Annotated in this window: 18 protein-coding genes; 17 read left to right on the forward strand and 1 reads right to left on the reverse strand. The window is 45.3% G+C overall.

What is annotated here, in order from left to right; all coding sequences use genetic code 11:
• Positions 1-10: 10 nt before the first annotated feature.
• The gene (gene secD / locus R7035_RS14200) at positions 11-1,867 is read left to right on the forward strand and encodes a protein translocase subunit SecD (RefSeq protein WP_005381724.1); all 1,857 of its coding nucleotides are present in this window, start codon (positions 11-13) and stop codon (positions 1,865-1,867) included.
• Between the two features lie 14 nt (positions 1,868-1,881).
• Positions 1,882-2,829: a protein translocase subunit SecF gene (gene secF, locus R7035_RS14205; RefSeq protein ID WP_005383689.1), complete on the forward strand. Its 948-nt coding sequence runs from the start codon at positions 1,882-1,884 to the stop codon at positions 2,827-2,829.
• Positions 2,830-3,038: 209 nt separating this feature from the next.
• Here the strand turns inward: secF and suhB are convergent, their stop codons facing one another.
• Positions 3,039-3,842, reverse strand: coding sequence for an inositol-1-monophosphatase (gene suhB / locus R7035_RS14210; RefSeq protein WP_005381722.1), 804 nt, complete (start codon positions 3,840-3,842; stop codon positions 3,039-3,041).
• A gap of 231 nt (positions 3,843-4,073) precedes the next feature.
• Between suhB and trmJ the strand changes: the two genes are divergently transcribed.
• From trmJ to hisS, 15 genes are all read left to right on the forward strand, one after another.
• A complete protein-coding gene (trmJ, locus tag R7035_RS14215) occupies positions 4,074-4,793 on the forward strand; it encodes a tRNA (cytosine(32)/uridine(32)-2'-O)-methyltransferase TrmJ (protein ID WP_025768861.1) in 720 nt (239 codons plus the stop codon).
• Between the two features lie 125 nt (positions 4,794-4,918).
• Positions 4,919-5,425 (forward strand): Fe-S cluster assembly transcriptional regulator IscR, encoded by a 507-nt coding sequence (iscR, locus tag R7035_RS14220; protein WP_005381720.1) that lies wholly within the window; start codon positions 4,919-4,921, stop codon positions 5,423-5,425.
• A gap of 28 nt (positions 5,426-5,453) precedes the next feature.
• A complete protein-coding gene (locus R7035_RS14225; RefSeq protein WP_318146168.1) occupies positions 5,454-6,668 on the forward strand; it encodes an IscS subfamily cysteine desulfurase in 1,215 nt (404 codons plus the stop codon).
• A gap of 38 nt (positions 6,669-6,706) precedes the next feature.
• On the forward strand, positions 6,707-7,090 hold the full coding sequence (gene iscU, locus R7035_RS14230; protein ID WP_005381718.1) for a Fe-S cluster assembly scaffold IscU: 384 nt from the start codon (positions 6,707-6,709) through the stop codon (positions 7,088-7,090).
• Between the two features lie 70 nt (positions 7,091-7,160).
• Positions 7,161-7,484, forward strand: coding sequence for an iron-sulfur cluster assembly protein IscA (iscA, locus tag R7035_RS14235; RefSeq protein WP_005381717.1), 324 nt, complete (start codon positions 7,161-7,163; stop codon positions 7,482-7,484).
• 55 nt (positions 7,485-7,539) lie between these two features.
• A complete protein-coding gene (gene hscB, locus R7035_RS14240) occupies positions 7,540-8,055 on the forward strand; it encodes a co-chaperone HscB (RefSeq protein ID WP_033905803.1) in 516 nt (171 codons plus the stop codon).
• A gap of 21 nt (positions 8,056-8,076) precedes the next feature.
• Entirely contained in the window at positions 8,077-9,930 is a 1,854-nt protein-coding gene (gene hscA, locus R7035_RS14245; protein ID WP_017820567.1) for a Fe-S protein assembly chaperone HscA, read from the forward strand.
• Positions 9,931-9,943: 13 nt separating this feature from the next.
• Positions 9,944-10,282, forward strand: a complete 339-nt coding sequence (fdx, locus tag R7035_RS14250) for an ISC system 2Fe-2S type ferredoxin (protein WP_005381713.1) — start codon at positions 9,944-9,946, stop codon at positions 10,280-10,282.
• Between the two features lie 44 nt (positions 10,283-10,326).
• Complete coding sequence (iscX, locus tag R7035_RS14255; protein WP_005381711.1) at positions 10,327-10,521, forward strand: Fe-S cluster assembly protein IscX; 195 nt, start codon at positions 10,327-10,329, stop codon at positions 10,519-10,521.
• Between the two features lie 161 nt (positions 10,522-10,682).
• Complete coding sequence (gene pepB / locus R7035_RS14260; protein ID WP_005381709.1) at positions 10,683-11,981, forward strand: aminopeptidase PepB; 1,299 nt, start codon at positions 10,683-10,685, stop codon at positions 11,979-11,981.
• 95 nt (positions 11,982-12,076) lie between these two features.
• Positions 12,077-12,502 (forward strand): nucleoside-diphosphate kinase, encoded by a 426-nt coding sequence (ndk, locus tag R7035_RS14265; RefSeq protein WP_262651982.1) that lies wholly within the window; start codon positions 12,077-12,079, stop codon positions 12,500-12,502.
• A gap of 373 nt (positions 12,503-12,875) precedes the next feature.
• Complete coding sequence (locus R7035_RS14270) at positions 12,876-14,003, forward strand: bifunctional tRNA (adenosine(37)-C2)-methyltransferase TrmG/ribosomal RNA large subunit methyltransferase RlmN (RefSeq protein ID WP_258489366.1); 1,128 nt, start codon at positions 12,876-12,878, stop codon at positions 14,001-14,003.
• Between the two features lie 435 nt (positions 14,004-14,438).
• Positions 14,439-15,314: a RodZ domain-containing protein gene (locus R7035_RS14275; RefSeq protein ID WP_262651981.1), complete on the forward strand. Its 876-nt coding sequence runs from the start codon at positions 14,439-14,441 to the stop codon at positions 15,312-15,314.
• A 6-nt stretch (positions 15,315-15,320) separates the two neighbouring features.
• Positions 15,321-16,439, forward strand: a complete 1,119-nt coding sequence (gene ispG / locus R7035_RS14280) for a flavodoxin-dependent (E)-4-hydroxy-3-methylbut-2-enyl-diphosphate synthase (protein ID WP_005381699.1) — start codon at positions 15,321-15,323, stop codon at positions 16,437-16,439.
• Between the two features lie 26 nt (positions 16,440-16,465).
• The gene (hisS, locus tag R7035_RS14285) at positions 16,466-17,734 is read left to right on the forward strand and encodes a histidine--tRNA ligase (protein ID WP_005381698.1); all 1,269 of its coding nucleotides are present in this window, start codon (positions 16,466-16,468) and stop codon (positions 17,732-17,734) included.
• Positions 17,735-17,822: the final 88 nt, after the last annotated feature.

The raw sequence follows: 17,822 nt of genomic DNA on the forward strand, positions 1-17,822 counted from the left end.
GATCCTCGCTGTGCTAAACCGTTATCCATTATGGAAGTACTTGATGGTGCTTTTTGCCATCATCACCGCTGCGTTATACGCACTTCCAAATATCTACGGTGAAGATCCGGCTATTCAAGTTACAGGGGCGCGTGGCGCCTCTGTAGATATGTCAACGCTGGATGCTGTCACTACTGCTCTTAACAAAGAGCAACTTTCTCATAAATCCATTGCTCTCGAAGATGGATCAATTCTTGTTCGTTTTAACGACACTGACACACAAATCAGTGCTCGTGATGTCATCAGCGAAGCGCTAGGCAAAGACACAATTGTTGCACTTAACCTTGCACCTTCTACACCCGATTGGCTAGAAGCGATTGGCGCGTCACCATTGAAGCTAGGTCTTGACCTTCGCGGTGGTGTTCACTTCTTAATGGAAGTGGATATGGATGCAGCGATGGAAAAGCTTGTTGGTCAACAAGAAGAAGCTTTCCGTAGCGAACTTCGTGACGCCAAGATTCGTTACCGTGCAATCCGCCCTTCTGGAAAAGAAGCGGTAGAAGTGTTGTTGCGTAACGAAGAGCAATTAGCAGAAGCGAAAGCAACGCTAGAAAAGAATCACCCGGACATGATTTTTGTCGATTCTGATTCAAATGGCCGTTACGCTCTTACTGCAACCTTTACTGAGCAACGTTTACAAGAGATCCGTAACTATGCTGTTGAGCAAAACATTACGATTTTACGTAATCGTGTCAACGAACTAGGTGTTGCGGAACCATTGGTTCAACGTCAAGGTGCTAGTCGCATTGTAGTTGAACTGCCTGGTGTTCAAGACACTGCTCGTGCAAAAGAAATTCTCGGAGCTACGGCAACGCTTGAATTCCGTGAAGTTGATGATAAAGCTGACCTATCGGCAGCGGCAAATGGTCGTGCGCCAGCAGGTAGTGAAATCAAGATGGACCGTGATGGTCGCCCAGTTGTGCTTAAGAAGCGCGTTATTCTTGGCGGTCAAAGCATCACAGATGCAAGCTCAAGTGTTGATGAATATGGTCGTCCACAAGTTAACATCTCGCTAGACAGCGAAGGTGGTAATAAGATGTCTGCGTTCTCTAAGAAGAACATTGGTAAGCTAATGGCTACCGTGTTTGCAGAATACAAAGACAGTGGCCGTCGTACGCCTGAAGGCAAAGTTATTCTGGATAAGCATGAAGAAGTCATCAACCAAGCAACGATTCAATCGGCTCTTGGTCGTAACTTCCGTATTACAGGTATCGACTCTGCTGCAGAAGCACACAACCTAGCACTTCTACTACGTGCTGGTGCACTGATTGCACCTATCTCTATCGTTGAAGAACGTACCATTGGTCCATCAATGGGCCAGCAAAACATCGATATGGGTATCCAAGCATGTATCTGGGGTATGGTTGCCGTAATGCTATTTACGCTGCTTTACTACCGCGGCTTTGGTTTGATTGCAAACATCGCTCTAATGGCAAACTTGGTGCTTATCATTGGTGTTATGTCGATGATTCCAGGCGCTACCATGACGCTTCCGGGGATAGCCGGTATCGTGTTAACAGTCGGTATGGCGGTTGATGCGAACGTACTGATCTTCGAGCGTATCCGTGAAGAAATTCGTGATGGACGTAGTCCACAACAAGCGATTCACCAAGGTTACGCGAATGCATTCAGCACGATTGCTGATGCGAACATCACAACACTAATTACTGCAATCATTCTATTTGCGGTCGGTACAGGTGCGGTGAAAGGTTTCGCAGTTACTCTATCTATCGGTATCTTAACTTCAATGTTCACCGCCATTATTGGTACACGTTGTATCGTGAACCTGATCTACGGTGGCAAACGCGTTGATAAATTGTCGATCTAAGGCTGGGAATTAATATGTTTCAAATTCTAAAAGCAGAGAAGACGATCGGCTTTATGCGTTGGTCGAAAGTAGCATTCGTTTTTTCAATTATAATGATTGCTGCTTCTATCTTCACTTTGTCAACCAAGTGGCTTAATTGGGGTCTAGATTTCACTGGCGGTACTCTTATCGAGGTCGGTTTTGAACAGCCAGCAAACCTTGAAGAGATTCGTGCAGCACTAGATTCAAAAGGCTTTGGCGATGCGACAGTACAAAACTTCGGTAGTGCTCGTGAAGTCATGGTCCGTCTTCGTCCACGTGATGACGTTTCTGGTGAAACGCTAGGTAACCAAATCATTGGTGCTATCAAAGATGGTACTGGCGAAAGCGTAGAAATGCGTCGTATTGAGTTCGTAGGTCCCAACGTTGGTGATGAGCTAACAGAAGCTGGTGGTCTAGCGATCTTGGTATCGCTGATCTGTATCCTGCTTTATGTATCGATGCGATTTGAATGGCGTCTAGCGGCTGGTGCGGTAATGGCATTGGCTCACGATATAATTATCACGCTAGGTGTCTTCTCGTTTCTACAAATTGAAGTTGACCTGACCATCGTAGCTGCGCTACTGACGGTTGTGGGCTACTCACTCAACGATACCATCGTTGTATTTGACCGGATTCGTGAAAACTTCCGTAAGATGCGTAAGGGTGAACCTTCGGATATCATGGACGCTTCAATCACTCAAACATTGAGCCGTACATTGATTACGTCGGGTACAACCTTGTTCGTAGTAATTGCACTGTTCATGCAGGGTGGTGCTATGATTCACGGCTTCGCAACTGCACTTTTACTCGGTATCACTGTTGGTACTTACTCTTCTATCTACGTAGCATCAGCACTAGCGCTGAAACTGGGCATCCAGAAAGAGCACTTGATGCCACCTCAAGTAGAAAAAGAAGGTGCAGAGTTCGACGAAATGCCATAAGGCAGATTGAGAACCGAAAACAAAAACCGCTGAGCAATCAGCGGTTTTTTTGTATCTGAATAGAGTCGTGAGCTTGTAGAGCCTCTCTGTATGAAGAGCCTTCAGCTACAGCTAAGTCGATACGAAGCAGTAGATACAAAAAAGCCCCGCTCAATGAGCGGGGCTTTCTAAAGTCATCAGCGTGACGGGCTATATATGACTTTCAAATCTTACTTAAGGATCGCGCTGTTACCGTTTTCGCGGATGTGCTTAAGGATAGATTTTACGCCACGAGCGCTTGAAGCAACGATGTTACCAGACTTCATGTAGTCAGTGCCGCCAGCAAAGTCTGTTAGGATTGCGCCAGCTTCACGAGCAATAAGCTCACCTGCTGCCATATCCCAAGGTTTTAGGCCTAGCTCGAAGTAACCATCAACACGGCCAGCAGCCACGTAACAAAGGTCAAGAGCAGCAGAGCCGCTACGACGGAAATCAGCACATTCAGTGAATAGCGCACCAACGATCTTGATGTAAGACTCAGCGTGTTGTTTCTGCTTGAATGGGAAGCCTGTTGCTAGAACAGTACCTTGAAGGTCTTTTAGTTGAGCAACACGAATACGTGCACTGTTTAGTTGAGCGCCGGCACCGCGTTGTGCAGTGAATAGCTCGTTTTGCATTGGATCGTAAACACAAGCAACTTCAGTTTTGCCCTTAATACGAACAGCGATAGAAACCGCGAAAGTTGGGTAACCTTTTACAAAGTTAGTGGTGCCATCCAGTGGGTCGATGATCCATTGTACGTCTTTATCTTTACCTTCGATAAGACCTTGTTCTTCAGCAACGATACAGTGCTCAGGGTAAGACTGCTTGATAGTATCGATGATGATGTATTCTGCTTCTTTGTCTACGTTAGTGACAAAGTCATTAGTGCCTTTAAGAGTAGATTCTACTTTATCAGTGTTTTCTAATGATTTAGCAATATGATTGCCTGCCTTTCGCGCAGCGCGAATAGCAATGTTTAGCATTGGATGCATACGAATTTCCCAACGGATGTTAAAGAACAAATGAAAGCGGCGGCGAGTATACCAGAGATAATCAAAAAGGGAAGTGGTTATTTTTTGCTCTAATTGCGGACGGCTGAGTGTACAGATCATACTGCGGACGACAACAATAACCAAGAATGAGAAGAGAGGTCTGCTTGCCTCTAGGGTGTCTTAAAAAACTATGATAACATTCTGCGGTTTTAATTTAGGTAGCAAACACAGATGTTGGATCAAGTAAAAATTGTACTCGTAGGTACCTCTCATTCAGGCAATATTGGCTCAGCAGCTCGAGCAATGAAAGTGATGGGTTTAAACCAACTAGTATTAGTCGATCCACAATGTGAAGTGGATGAACAAACTCTTGCTTTAGCTGCGGGTGCTGGTGATATTGCTCAAAATGCAAAGATTGTCGGCACATTAGAAGAAGCTGTTGAAGATTGTGGCCTTGTTGTGGGTTCTAGCGCCCGCTCTCGTACATTAGAATGGCCAATGCTCGAGCCACGTGAATGCGGTGAGAAATTTGCAGTTGAAGGCCGAAAGCATCCGGTTGCGCTCGTGTTTGGCCGAGAAAGAACTGGTTTGACAAACGAAGAGCTACAAAAGTGCCACTACCATGTTTGTATTCCCGCTAATCCTGAGTACAGCTCGCTTAACCTAGCGATGGCTGTACAAACTCTCAGTTACGAAGTGCGAGTTGCACACTTGAACTTAGAGCAAAGACAGTTTTCCCCAAATGAATCGGAAGAATACCCGCGTCATCGAGAACTCGAAATGTTCTTCGAGCATCTTGAAAAGGTGATGGTTGAGACCCAGTTTATTAACAAAGAGCAACCTGGACAGGTGATGAATAAGTTGCGCCGTTTGTTCTCTCGTGCTCGACCAGAAACCCAAGAACTTAATATTCTACGAGGCGTTTTGACTTCGATAGAAAAGAAGTTCTGAGTGAATAATAACCACTTTAGGTGTAAGGATGAATACCTGAGTAAAATGGTCAAATAAATACTTGACCAAATTACTCAGGTATGGAAAAATCTTAACCATTACAAACCATGTGGATACGGTGTGGTATGAAACTTACATCTAAAGGAAGATATGCGGTGACAGCCATGCTGGATGTGGCACTGCATTCGCAACAAAACCCTGTACCTCTGGCTGATATTTCAGAGCGTCAAGGGATCTCGCTCTCTTACTTAGAGCAGCTATTTTCAAAATTGCGTAAAGCAGGTCTCGTTGCCAGCGTTCGTGGTCCTGGTGGTGGTTACCGACTTGGTGCCGACGCTCACAGTATCGCTATTGGTACCGTGATTGCTGCCGTTGATGAGTCAGTAGATGCAACCAAATGCCAAGGTAAAGGAGATTGCCAAGGTGGAACACGTTGCCTTACTCACACGCTGTGGCGTGACCTAAGCTCTCGCATTAGTGACTTTTTGAATAACATCACTCTTGGTGAGTTGATGACAGACAATGAAGTACTCGAAATTTCTGATCGTCAGGACATTGATCTGGCGGTAACCCATGGGCTATCAAACAAAAATACAACCGCCGCGCCCATCGGTGTAAACGTCCGCTCTTAGCGGTCAGCTTTTTACATTGGAGTAGAGAATGAAACTGCCGATTTATCTTGATTATTCCGCTACATGTCCAGTTGATCCACGTGTTGCTGAAAAAATGGTTCAGTACATGACAATGGATGGCACATTTGGCAACCCAGCGTCGCGTTCGCACCGTTACGGCTGGCAGGCAGAAGAAGCGGTCGATACTGCTCGTGAGCAAATTGCTGACCTTCTAAATGCAGATCCTCGCGAAATCGTATTTACATCTGGTGCGACAGAATCAGACAACCTTGCTATTAAAGGTGCAGCGCACTTTTACTCGAAGAAAGGCAAGCACGTAATCACTTGTAAAACAGAGCACAAAGCCGTTCTTGACCCATGTCGTCAACTTGAGCGTGAAGGCTTTGAAGTGACTTACCTTGAGCCAGAATCAAATGGCTTGATCGATCTAGAGAAGCTTAAAGCGGCAATGCGTGATGACACAGTGCTTGTGTCTATTATGCACGTAAACAACGAGATTGGTGTGGTTCAAGACATTACAGCGATCGGCGAATTGTGTTGTGAGCGTAAAATTGTTTTCCACGTGGATGCAGCGCAATCTGCAGGTAAATTACCAATCGACGTTCAAGAGATGAAAGTTGACCTAATTTCGCTTTCTGCTCACAAAGTTTATGGCCCTAAAGGTATCGGTGCACTTTACGTACGTCGTAAGCCTCGTATTCGTCTTGAAGCGCAAATGCACGGTGGCGGTCATGAGCGTGGTTTCCGCTCTGGTACACTACCTACTCACCAAATCGTAGGCATGGGTGAAGCATTCCGCATTGCAAAAGAAGACATGCAAAAAGATTACGATCATGCTTTAGCGCTTCGTAACCGTCTTTTTGATGGCGTGAAAGACTTAGAAGCAGTGACGGTAAACGGTGACTTTGAGCAGCGTGTACCACACAACCTAAACATCAGTTTCGCATTCGTAGAAGGTGAATCACTACTAATGTCGCTTAAAGATCTAGCGGTATCTTCTGGTAGTGCTTGTACGTCTGCAAGCCTTGAGCCTTCTTACGTTCTTCGTGCCCTAGGCATGGATGACGAATTGGCTCACAGCTCGGTTCGTTTCTCGTTTGGTCGTTTCACGACTGAAGAAGAAATTGATTACGCAATTGAACAAATCCGCGTTGCAGTGACTAAGCTACGCGACATGTCTCCTCTATGGGATATGTACAAAGAAGGGATTGATTTGAGCACTGTTGAATGGGCTCACCATTAATCTCAGGGATTGAAATAGAGGATTCGAGGTAATTTATCATGGCATACAGCGAAAAAGTAATTGATCACTACGAGAACCCACGTAACGTTGGTTCATTCGATAAAGAAGATCCATCAGTAGGTAGCGGCATGGTTGGCGCTCCTGCGTGTGGTGACGTAATGAAGCTTCAAATCAAAGTGACACCTGAAGGTATCATCGAAGATGCGAAGTTCAAAACATACGGTTGTGGTAGTGCAATCGCATCAAGCTCACTAGTAACTGAGTGGGTAAAAGGTAAGTCAGTTGATGAAGCGGCAGCAATTAAAAACTCTGAGATTGCTGAAGAGCTAGAGCTTCCACCAGTGAAAGTTCACTGTTCTATTCTTGCTGAAGATGCAATCAAAGCAGCGGTTGCTGACTACAAGAAAAAACACCAAGAATAATTATTCCGTAATATAATGGGAGCTTTGACGCTCCCATTCCAATCGAAATTTAGACAGACTAAGGTGCAGTATGGCCATCACAATGACAGAATCAGCGGCAAGTCGCGTAAGAGCATTCCTAGATAACCGAGGCAAAGGTATCGGTTTACGTCTTGGAGTGAAGACGACTGGCTGTTCCGGCATGGCATACGTACTTGAGTTTGTTGATGAGCTCAATGAAGAAGACGAAGTATTTGAACTCTCTGGAGTGAAAATTATCATCGATCAAAAGAGCTTAGTGTACCTAGATGGTACTGAATTGGATTACGTGAAAGAAGGGTTGAATGAAGGTTTTGAATTCAACAACCCTAACGCGAAAAGTGAATGTGGTTGTGGTGAAAGCTTCAACGTCTAATTGATTGTCCTTCTGGGCAAACGAGTCCGGAAGGCTTTACTAGGACCCGAACTTAATGAATCACTTTGAATTATTTGGGCTACCAAGTCAGTTTAAGCTGGATGGTAGCCTTCTTTCTTCTCAGTTCCGAGAACTACAAAAACGCTTCCACCCGGATAACTTTGCAACGGGCTCAGAACGTGACCGTTTGATGGCGGTGCAAAAGGCGGCGCAAATCAACGATGCCTATCAAGTTCTGAAAAATCCTATTTCTCGCGCCGAGTATATCCTCGCAGAGCAAGGTGTTGAGATCCGAGGTGAACAGCAAACAATGCAAGATCCGATGTTCTTAATGGAGCAAATGGAACTGCGCGAAGAACTGGAAGAGATTGCTGACAAGTCCGATCCTGAATCGGCGCTTTTTGACTTCGACTCTAAGGTCAGCAAAATGTACAAACAGCATCTGGCAAGCGTCGAGCAAGAGCTTGATGATGGTCTATGGGCTGAAGCCGCAGACCGAGTTCGTAAGCTAAAATTCATTGCCAAACTAAAGAACGAAATTGAGCTAGTCGAAGACAAACTCCTCGGCTAGTAAGCGTGACAAGGACCTATCATGGCACTACTTCAAATCGCAGAACCGGGCCAAAGCTCGGCACCTCATGAGCATAAGTTAGCAGCGGGTATCGACTTAGGTACTACCAACTCTTTGGTTGCTTCTGTACGTAGCGGCGATGCAACTCCACTTGCGGACGAGCAGGGCCGTACTATTTTACCTTCAGTCGTTAATTACGCTGAGGAAACGTTAACGGTCGGCCACGAAGCCAAAGCCAAAGCAGAGTTTGAACCAGAGAACACGATTATCTCTGTAAAACGTTTGATCGGTCGTTCATTAAAGGACATTCAGTCCCGTTACTCTTCACTTCCTTATCGTTTTAAAGAGAGTGAAAACGGCCTGCCAATTTTGCAAACACCTCAAGGTGACAAAAACCCGATTGAAGTATCTGCGGACATCCTAAAAGTATTGGGTAAGCGAGCTGAAGATACGTTAGGTGGTGAGTTAGCAGGTGTCGTTATTACCGTTCCTGCTTACTTTGATGACGCGCAACGTGCAGGTACAAAAGATGCGGCGAAATTAGCTGGTCTTCATGTTCTCCGTCTACTTAACGAACCAACCGCTGCGGCAATTGCTTATGGCCTAGACTCAGGTCAAGAAGGTGTGATTGCGGTTTACGATCTAGGTGGCGGTACTTTTGATATCTCTATCCTACGTTTATCGAAAGGCGTATTTGAAGTATTAGCAACAGGTGGCGACTCTGCATTAGGCGGTGACGACTTCGACCATTTATTTGCCGATTATTTAATGGAGCAAGCGGGTCTAGAAGCGCCGCTTTCTGCAGAAAAGAACCGTACACTGTTGAACATTGCTACTGAAGCTAAGATTGCTTTCTCTGAGCAAGACAGTGTTGACGTTGACGTTTTTGGTTGGAAAGGCACCGTGACTCGCGAGCAGTTCGAAGATCTGATTCGTCCGCTAGTGAAGAAAACACTGATGTCTTGTCGTCGCGCATTAAAAGATGCGGATGTCGACGCAGATGAAGTACTCGAGGTCGTCATGGTTGGTGGCTCAACCCGTACATTGCTGGTTCGTGAAATGGTAGGCGAGTTTTTTGGTCGCACACCCCTGACAAGCATTAACCCTGATGAAGTTGTTGCAATCGGCGCGGGTATCCAAGCAGACATTCTCGCGGGTAACAAGCCTGACTCTGAAATGTTGCTTCTTGATGTGATTCCACTGTCGCTCGGTATTGAAACCATGGGTGGTTTGGTCGAGAAGATCATCCCCCGCAACACTACGATTCCCGTTGCGCGTGCGCAAGAATTTACCACATTCAAAGATGGCCAAACGGCGATGAGTGTTCATGTGGTACAAGGTGAACGTGAAATGGTTGATGACTGTCGTTCACTTGCTCGCTTCTCGTTAAAAGGTATTCCTCCGATGGCAGCGGGTGCGGCACATATTCGCGTGACTTACCAAGTTGACGCTGATGGCCTTCTTTCTGTTACGGCAATGGAGAAGAGCACTGGTGTTCAATCAGAGATTCAAGTAAAACCTTCTTACGGCTTAAGTGACAATGAAGTGGCGGATATGTTGCGTGATTCAATGACGCACGCAAAAGAAGACATGCAAGCTCGTGCCTTAGCTGAGCAGCGTGTTGAAGCCGACCGAGTGATAGAAGGTTTGATTGCAGCGATGCAAGCTGATGGTGATGACTTACTATCAGAACAAGAGAAACAAAACTTGATTAAAGCCATCGAAGCCTTGATTGAGCTGCGTAATGGTGATGATGCAGATGCGATAGAGCAAGGCATTAAAGATACCGATAAAGCGAGCCAAGATTTCGCATCACGCCGTATGGATAAATCGATTCGAGCTGCGTTGTCAGGTCAATCAGTAGACGATATATAAGAGATAAGTAGTTATGCCTAAGATTATTGTATTACCACACGACGATTTGTGCCCAGAAGGTGCAGTGTTGGAAGCAAACTCTGGTGACACCGTTCTAGACGTAGCGCTAAAAAACGGTATCGGTATTGAACATGCGTGTGAGAAGTCATGTGCGTGTACTACCTGCCACGTAATCATCCGTGAAGGTTTTGATTCACTAGAAGAAAGTGAAGAACTAGAAGACGACATGCTAGATAAAGCGTGGGGTCTAGAGCCTGAGTCACGCCTAGGGTGTCAGGCGAGAATTGCTGATGAAGACTTGGTGGTAGAAATTCCTAAATACACACTAAACCACGCTTCAGAAGATCACTAAAACTATCTTCCCAATATAGGGAAGAAGCAAAAGGAAGATGAGCAATGAAATGGACAGATTCTCGCGATATCGCGATTGAACTTTGTGACAAGTTTCCAGATGTCGATCCAAAAACAGTGCGTTTTACCGATCTTCATCAATGGATCATGGAGTTAGATGAGTTTGACGATGAGCCAAACCGTTCTAATGAAAAGATTCTAGAAGCCGTTATCATGTGCTGGATGGACGAAGCGGACTAAGTCTGTAAAACACAGCCTAGTTAACAATTCTTACTAAAAAAAGCGGACCTTTAGGTCCGTTTTTTTATCCAATTGACATTTTTGCCCTACATAATGCTAACATCCGTGAGTTATTAAAAAGAAGCAGCGTAGGCAACGCTGCTATAAGACAAGGAGAAACCATGTCTACACAGATGTCTGTATTTTTAAGTCAAGAGTCGGCAGCACCACATTGGGGTGAAAAAGCACTGCTTTCATTCGCTGAAAACGGCGCAACTATTCACTTAGGTGAAGGTCATGATCTCGGCGCAATTCAACGTGCAGCTCGTCAGCTAGATGGCCAAGGAATTCGTTCTATTTTTCTTTCTGGTGATAACTGGGATCTAGAGAGCGTATGGGCTTTCCACCAAGGGTTCCGTAACCCTAAAAAACATGGCTCAGTTGAGTGGGCAGCATTGTCTGATGAAGATCAAGCAGAGCTTCAAGCTCGTATTACTTCGACTGATTTTACCCGCGATATTATCAACAAAACGGCAGAAGAAGTTGCTCCTCGTCAGCTAGCGACAATGGCTGCTGAATTCATTAAATCTGTTGCGCCGAAAGGCACTGTGACAGCACGTATCGTCAAAGACAAAGACTTGTTGGCAGAAGGTTGGGAAGGTATTTACGCAGTAGGCCGTGGTTCTGAGCGTACTTCTGCGATGCTTCAGTTAGACTACAACCCAACTGGTGACGAAAACGCACCTGTATTCGCATGTCTTGTGGGTAAAGGCATCACCTTTGATTCCGGTGGTTACAGCTTGAAGCCTTCTACCTTCATGAGTGCAATGAAAGCAGATATGGGTGGCTCGGGTACTATCACTGGTGGCCTAGGATTAGCTATCTTGCGCGGTTTAAACAAGCGCGTAAAACTGATCTTGTGTTGTGCTGAGAACATGGTTTCTGGCCGTGCCCTTAAGCTTGGCGACATCATCACTTACAAAAACGGCAAAACCGTTGAGATTATGAATACCGACGCGGAAGGTCGCTTGGTGCTTGCAGACGGTCTTATCTACGCCAGTGAGCAAAAGCCTGAGTTAATTATTGACTGCGCGACGCTAACAGGCGCAGCGAAGAATGCGTTAGGTAACGATTACCATGCGCTAATGAGCTTTGATGATGAGCTATCGCATCAAGCCCTCACGGCGGCAAACCAGGAAAAAGAAGGCTTGTGGCCGCTACCACTTGCTGATTTCCATCGAGAAATGTTGCCATCTAATTTTGCCGATTTATCGAATATCAGCTCTGGTGATTATTCTCCAGGTGCAAGTACTGCTGCTGCATTCTTGTCTTACTTCGTTGAGGACTACAAGAAAGGCTGGTTACATTTCGACTGTGCGGGTACGTATCGTAAAGCCGCTTCTGATAAATGGGCTGCGGGAGCAACGGGGATGGGTGTTCGTACACTTGCTCGTTTCCTCAATGAGCAAGCTGGAAAATAAGATTGATTGCAGCACTCTCTTGTTTGAGTGCTGCTCTTACCCAGTAAGTCACTTTAAAAGCACAACTATTATTACAAGTACAGAAAGGAAATTTTATGGCTCTAGAAAGAACATTTTCAATCATTAAGCCTGATGCTGTAGAGCGAAACCTAATTGGTGAAATCTACAATCGTATTGAAAAGGCTGGCCTACGTATCATCGCTGCCAAAATGGTTCACCTGACAGAAGATCAGGCAAGCGGCTTTTATGCAGAGCATGAAGGTAAAGAGTTTTTCCCTCCTCTAAAAGAGTTCATGACATCTGGTCCTATTATGGTTCAGGTATTGGAAGGCGAAAATGCGATTGCACGTTACCGCGAGCTAATGGGTAAAACCAACCCAGAGGACGCGGCATGTGGCACTTTGCGTGCTGATTACGCACTCAGCATGCGTCACAATTCAGTTCATGGTTCAGATAGCCCTGAGTCTGCCGATCGTGAAATTGAGTTTTTCTTCCCTGAATCAGAAGTTTTCTCTCGCTAACTCGTTCATGCATCACTTTTGCGTGATGATCTAGTTCGTAATAACCTCGGATTTGTCCGAGGTTTTTTATTCCGCGTTCTCCATTTCCCCGGCGAGTTCATTCGTAATTATTCGCGAAGACGTTGGCTAATTTGAGCATCTTACAGGGGGGAAAGCTTAGTTAAGTGTGTTTGTTCTCACTGTTTTCTCTGTATCACTTCTACGCTTTTGCTGTCGGTTGTCTAATCATTATTCTCACCGTAAAGTCTGATTAAAATTTAAACGTTTTTATTTTAATGCCTTAGCAAACTCAGGGTCTTACACCCCTTGTTGTAGCTGAATAAAGGCTGTACAATTCGCGCCCTTATTCTTGTTTCAGTCATTGAGAGGCAACATGACCACTGAAAAAATCAATCTACTCGACTTTGATCGCAAAGGCATGCGTCAGTTTTTCGCGGAAGAACTTGGCGAGAAAGCGTTTCGTGCCGATCAGGTTATGAAGTGGATCTACCATTTCGGTGTAGATGACTTCGAAAAAATGACAAACATCAACAAGAAGCTGCGCGAAAAGCTTTTACACCAGTGTGAAATTAAAGCACCAACTGTAGCAGAAGCTCAGCATTCTTCAGACGGCACGATCAAGTGGGCAATGAAGGTTGGTGATCAGGATGTAGAAACGGTTTACATTCCAGAAGATGATCGCGCAACGCTTTGTGTATCTTCTCAAGTAGGTTGTGCATTGGAATGTAAGTTCTGCTCAACAGCACAGCAGGGCTTTAACCGTAACTTGAAAGTTTCAGAGATCATCGGTCAGGTGTGGCGTGCTGCACGTGAAATTGGTCTTGAGAAAGAAACAGGCCGTCGCCCAATTACGAACGTCGTGATGATGGGCATGGGTGAGCCGCTTCTTAATATGAAGAACTTGATTCCTGCATTGGAGTTAATGTTGGATGACCTTGGCTTTGGTTTGTCGAAGCGTCGCGTAACCGTATCAACATCAGGTGTGGTTTCTGGTCTTGATCAGATGACGGGCAAAATCGACGTTGCGTTGGCGATCTCTCTTCATGCGCCAAACGATAAGCTGCGTAGTGAAATCATGCCAATTAACGATCGTTGGGATATTCAAGATTTCCTAGCATCCGTTCGTCGTTACATTGCTTCATCGAATGCAAACCGTGGCAAGGTAACAGTCGAGTACGTGTTGCTTGATCATGTGAACGATGACATGGACCATGCTCGTGAACTGGCTGAGCTGATGAAAGACACACCATGTAAGATTAACTTGATTCCGTTTAACCCGTACCCAGGTTCACCTTACAAGAAACCAAGTAACTCACGTATTGATCGCTTCCAAAAAACATTGATGCAATACGAGCACACAGTTACGGTTCGTAAAACACGTGGTGATGACATTGATGCCGCATGTGGTCAGTTGGTCGGTGATGTAATTGACCGAACTAAACGTACGGCAATGCTGAAAGCGTCACGCGGTGCCGATACCATTGAAGTGAAAGCTGTATAAACGACCGGAATTCAAAAATAGCCAGAGCCATTCGCTCTGGCTATTTTGTTTATTGTTTAGGACATTTTCGCCAAGATTTGGGACTATCACTCTTCAACCTAAGGTTATTTGGGTATAATTTCGAATTCCTTTGTCAAAGTTTGGACAAAAGCTTGAGCTATCTGTTAGTTTGAGTGTAAAGAGTTTTTGTCTTCGTTGCGCATTCGCTTATCATGATATGTAACACTAACGATGACACCGATAATTCTCAGCACTTTCTCACATACGTTTTGCTGATTTTTGCAAAACGGGTATTCGCACTCAGATCGCTGAGAGTTTCTTAAAATTATTATTTTTGGTTAACGCGTTTAGGCTAGCTATCTTTAAAGCGGCTTAAGAACAATAACGAAAATACATGACCACGTTAGCCACTAAAACAGATTAAATACCGCCATTATGACAGAACACGAAAATACGAATGAAGTGCCACTCTCTATTGAAGCTGGCACATTACTGAAAAACAAACGTGAATCCTTGGGAATGAGCCAAAAGCAAGTTGCCGATCGCCTGAGGCTTCGCATTTCTGTGATTGAAGATATTGAAAATAACCGATTTGAATCTCAACAAGTCGCGACATTTACGCGTGGTTACTTACGCTCTTACGCTAAATTCGTAGGTCTTGATGAGAAGGTGGTTTTGACGGCGTTAGAGCAGACTGCCGATGCTCAGCCTCAAGAGCAAGAAATTGAAATGCAAAGCTTCTCTCGTAAAACAAAAGACGAGAAGCACAATAGCCGTATTATGCTCCTTACTTGGGTTATCGGGCTGGTCATTATTGGCATTTCAGCGGCATGGTGGTGGCAAAACCAACAAGAGAATAGCCTAACTAAGGAAGTAACGGATTCAAGTGTTGAAGCGCCGCAGCCCACTGCTCAAGAATTAGCTGATATCGATTTGATGACGGCTGAAGAGTTAATCGCAAGCACTCCTGAAGAAGTTGCTTCAACTAATGAAGGCGTTGCTGAATCGACTGAAGCATCCGTTGAGCAAGGGGCGGAAGAGGAACAGCCTGCGCCAGTAGTACCTGAAGGCATGACACTTCTTACTATGAAGTTTAAAGCGGACTGTTGGATTCAAGTAAAAGACACTAATGGTAAAACGCTGGTAAGTGGTACTCATAAGCCAGGACAAGATGTAGAACTTACCGGAAAAGCGCCATTTAAAGTGATATTAGGCGCACCGGAAGGGGTTACAATGACATTTGCAAGTGAACCTGTCGACCTTTCTGGGTATACTTCAGGCAAAGTAGCTAGATTCACTCTACCGTTATAAAAAATTATGCAACACGAATCTCCAATTATTCGTCGTAAATCGACGCGTATTTATGTGGGTGATGTGCCAATTGGTGATGGTGCGCCAATTGCAGTACAGTCAATGACTAACACTCGCACGACTGACGTAGAAGCGACAGTCGCTCAAATCCGAGCACTAGAAAAAGTCGGCGCAGATATCGTTCGAGTTTCTGTGCCTACGATGGACGCAGCAGAAGCTTTCAAACTGATTAAACAGCAAGTTTCTGTCCCCTTAGTGGCTGATATTCATTTCGACTATCGTATCGCGCTGAAAGTTGCGGAGTACGGAGTTGACTGTTTACGTATCAACCCAGGTAACATCGGCAATGAAGAGCGCATTCGCGCTGTTGTTGATTGCGCTCGCGATAAAAACATCCCGATCCGTATTGGTGTCAATGGTGGATCTTTGGAAAAAGACCTACAGATGAAATACGGTGAGCCAACGCCAGAAGCCTTGGTTGAATCGGCGATGCGTCACGTAGACCATCTCGATCGTCTTAACTTTGACCAATTTAAAGTTAGCGTGAAAGCTTCAGACGTTTTTCTTGCGGTGGATTCATATCGTCTGCTGGCGAAGAAAATCGATCAGCCTCTTCATTTAGGTATCACAGAGGCGGGTGGTGCTCGAGCTGGCGCTGTTAAGTCATCTGTTGGCTTAGGTATGCTGTTATCTGAAGGGATAGGCGATACGCTGCGTATCTCTTTGGCTGCCGATCCAGTTGAAGAAATCAAAGTCGGTTTCGACATCCTTAAATCTCTGCGCATTCGCTCTCGAGGCATCAACTTTATTGCGTGCCCAAGCTGCTCACGCCAAGAATTCGATGTGATTGGTACGGTGAATGCACTGGAGCAACGTTTAGAAGACATCATCACGCCAATGGATGTGTCTATCATCGGTTGTGTGGTAAACGGCCCTGGTGAAGCAGAAGTTTCTCACTTAGGTCTAGCAGGTAGTAACAAGAAGAGCGCATTCTACGAAGATGGTAAACGCCAGAAAGAGCGCTTTGATAACGATGACCTTGTGAATAAGCTAGAAGCTAAGATCCGTGCGAAAGCAGCTATGATGAATGGCGAAAACCGCATCGAAGTTAAAGTACAAGATTAATCTCAACGAGAATTACGGTAAGTATTGTGGCAAAAACAATTCAAGCAATTCGAGGCATGAACGATTGCCTCCCAACTCAGTCGCCACTGTGGCAAAAATTAGAAAACACAGTGAAAAATGTAATTAGCGCATACGGTTATAACGAAGTGCGCATGCCAATCGTTGAAGAAACAAACCTATTCAGCCGCGCTGTTGGTGAAGAAACAGACGTCGTTTCAAAAGAAATGTACACCTTTGATGACCGTAACGGCGACAGCCTAACACTTCGCCCTGAAGGTACGGCGGGTTGTGTACGTTCATGTATCCAAAACAGCCTGATCAACCGTGATGAACAGCGTCTGTGGTACATGGGACCTATGTTCCGCCATGAACGTCCGCAGAAAGGTCGTTACCGTCAATTCCACCAGTGTGGTGTTGAGGTGTTTGGTCTAAATGGTCCAGATGTTGATGCAGAGCTTATCATGATGACGGCGCGTTTATGGCGTGAGCTAGGTATCAATGAACATGTCCGTCTTGAGCTGAACTCTATCGGTTCTCAAGAAGACCGCGCAGACTACCGTACTGCACTGGTTGCATTCCTTGAGCAACATATTGATGTGCTAGATGAAGATTGTAAGCGTCGCATGCACACGAACCCACTGCGTGTTCTGGATACGAAGAACCCAGACGTTCAAGCTATTTTAGGTGATGCGCCTCGCCTTTCAGATTACTTGGGTGAAGAATCTAAAGCACACTTCGCAGGTCTATGTGAACTTTTAGACGCTGCAGGTATCAAATACACAGTTAACGAACGTCTAGTTCGTGGTCTGGATTACTACAATCGCACGGTATTTGAGTGGATCACTGAGAGCCTAGGTGCTCAAGGCACTGTATGTGGCGGTGGTCGTTACGATGGCCTTGTAGAGCAATTAGGTGGTAAACCAACACCAGCGGTTGGCTTTGCAATGGGCCTAGAGCGTCTAGTACTGATGCTAGAAACGTTGGAACTGACAGACGTTCGTCGCAGTGTTGACGTGTACGTAGTCACTGCGGGTGAAGGCACCATGATGGCAGGAATGAAGCTAGCAGAACAGCTTCGCGAGTCTGTTCCAGGCGTTCGTGTGATGAATCACTTCGGTGGCGGTAACTTCAAGAAACAGTTTAAACGCGCAGACAAAGTTGGTGCTGTTGTAGCATTGGTTCTGGGCGAAAACGAAGTTGCGGATAACACGGTAGTACTGAAAGACTTAGCTGGTGGTGAGCAAGAGACTTACAACCAAGCAGAAGTTGCAGAAAAGATCGCAGCACTGATTTAAGTCTTTTAGTAATCTAACAAAATTACATCCTAGTTCGTAAGCTAAGGCTCCCAAATGTGGAGCCTTTAAACGAAATAGGAATAATGGC

This window comes from Vibrio sp. 1731 (assembly GCF_033339955.1).
Taxonomy (GTDB): domain Bacteria; phylum Pseudomonadota; class Gammaproteobacteria; order Enterobacterales; family Vibrionaceae; genus Vibrio; species Vibrio alginolyticus.

Coding starts and splice junctions, on each gene's coding strand:
- iscA (WP_005381717.1), top strand. CDS start 7,161: ATGGCCATCACAATGACAGAATCAGCGGCAAGTCGCGTAAGAGCATTC.
- pepB (WP_005381709.1), top strand. CDS start 10,683: ATGTCTACACAGATGTCTGTATTTTTAAGTCAAGAGTCGGCAGCACCA.
- hscA (WP_017820567.1), top strand. CDS start 8,077: ATGGCACTACTTCAAATCGCAGAACCGGGCCAAAGCTCGGCACCTCAT.
- R7035_RS14275 (WP_262651981.1), top strand. CDS start 14,439: ATGACAGAACACGAAAATACGAATGAAGTGCCACTCTCTATTGAAGCT.
- secF (WP_005383689.1), top strand. CDS start 1,882: ATGTTTCAAATTCTAAAAGCAGAGAAGACGATCGGCTTTATGCGTTGG.
- iscR (WP_005381720.1), top strand. CDS start 4,919: ATGAAACTTACATCTAAAGGAAGATATGCGGTGACAGCCATGCTGGAT.
- fdx (WP_005381713.1), top strand. CDS start 9,944: ATGCCTAAGATTATTGTATTACCACACGACGATTTGTGCCCAGAAGGT.
- ispG (WP_005381699.1), top strand. CDS start 15,321: ATGCAACACGAATCTCCAATTATTCGTCGTAAATCGACGCGTATTTAT.
- trmJ (WP_025768861.1), top strand. CDS start 4,074: ATGTTGGATCAAGTAAAAATTGTACTCGTAGGTACCTCTCATTCAGGC.
- ndk (WP_262651982.1), top strand. CDS start 12,077: ATGGCTCTAGAAAGAACATTTTCAATCATTAAGCCTGATGCTGTAGAG.
- hscB (WP_033905803.1), top strand. CDS start 7,540: ATGAATCACTTTGAATTATTTGGGCTACCAAGTCAGTTTAAGCTGGAT.
- iscU (WP_005381718.1), top strand. CDS start 6,707: ATGGCATACAGCGAAAAAGTAATTGATCACTACGAGAACCCACGTAAC.
- R7035_RS14225 (WP_318146168.1), top strand. CDS start 5,454: ATGAAACTGCCGATTTATCTTGATTATTCCGCTACATGTCCAGTTGAT.
- suhB (WP_005381722.1), bottom strand. CDS start 3,842: ATGCATCCAATGCTAAACATTGCTATTCGCGCTGCGCGAAAGGCAGGC.
- iscX (WP_005381711.1), top strand. CDS start 10,327: ATGAAATGGACAGATTCTCGCGATATCGCGATTGAACTTTGTGACAAG.
- R7035_RS14270 (WP_258489366.1), top strand. CDS start 12,876: ATGACCACTGAAAAAATCAATCTACTCGACTTTGATCGCAAAGGCATG.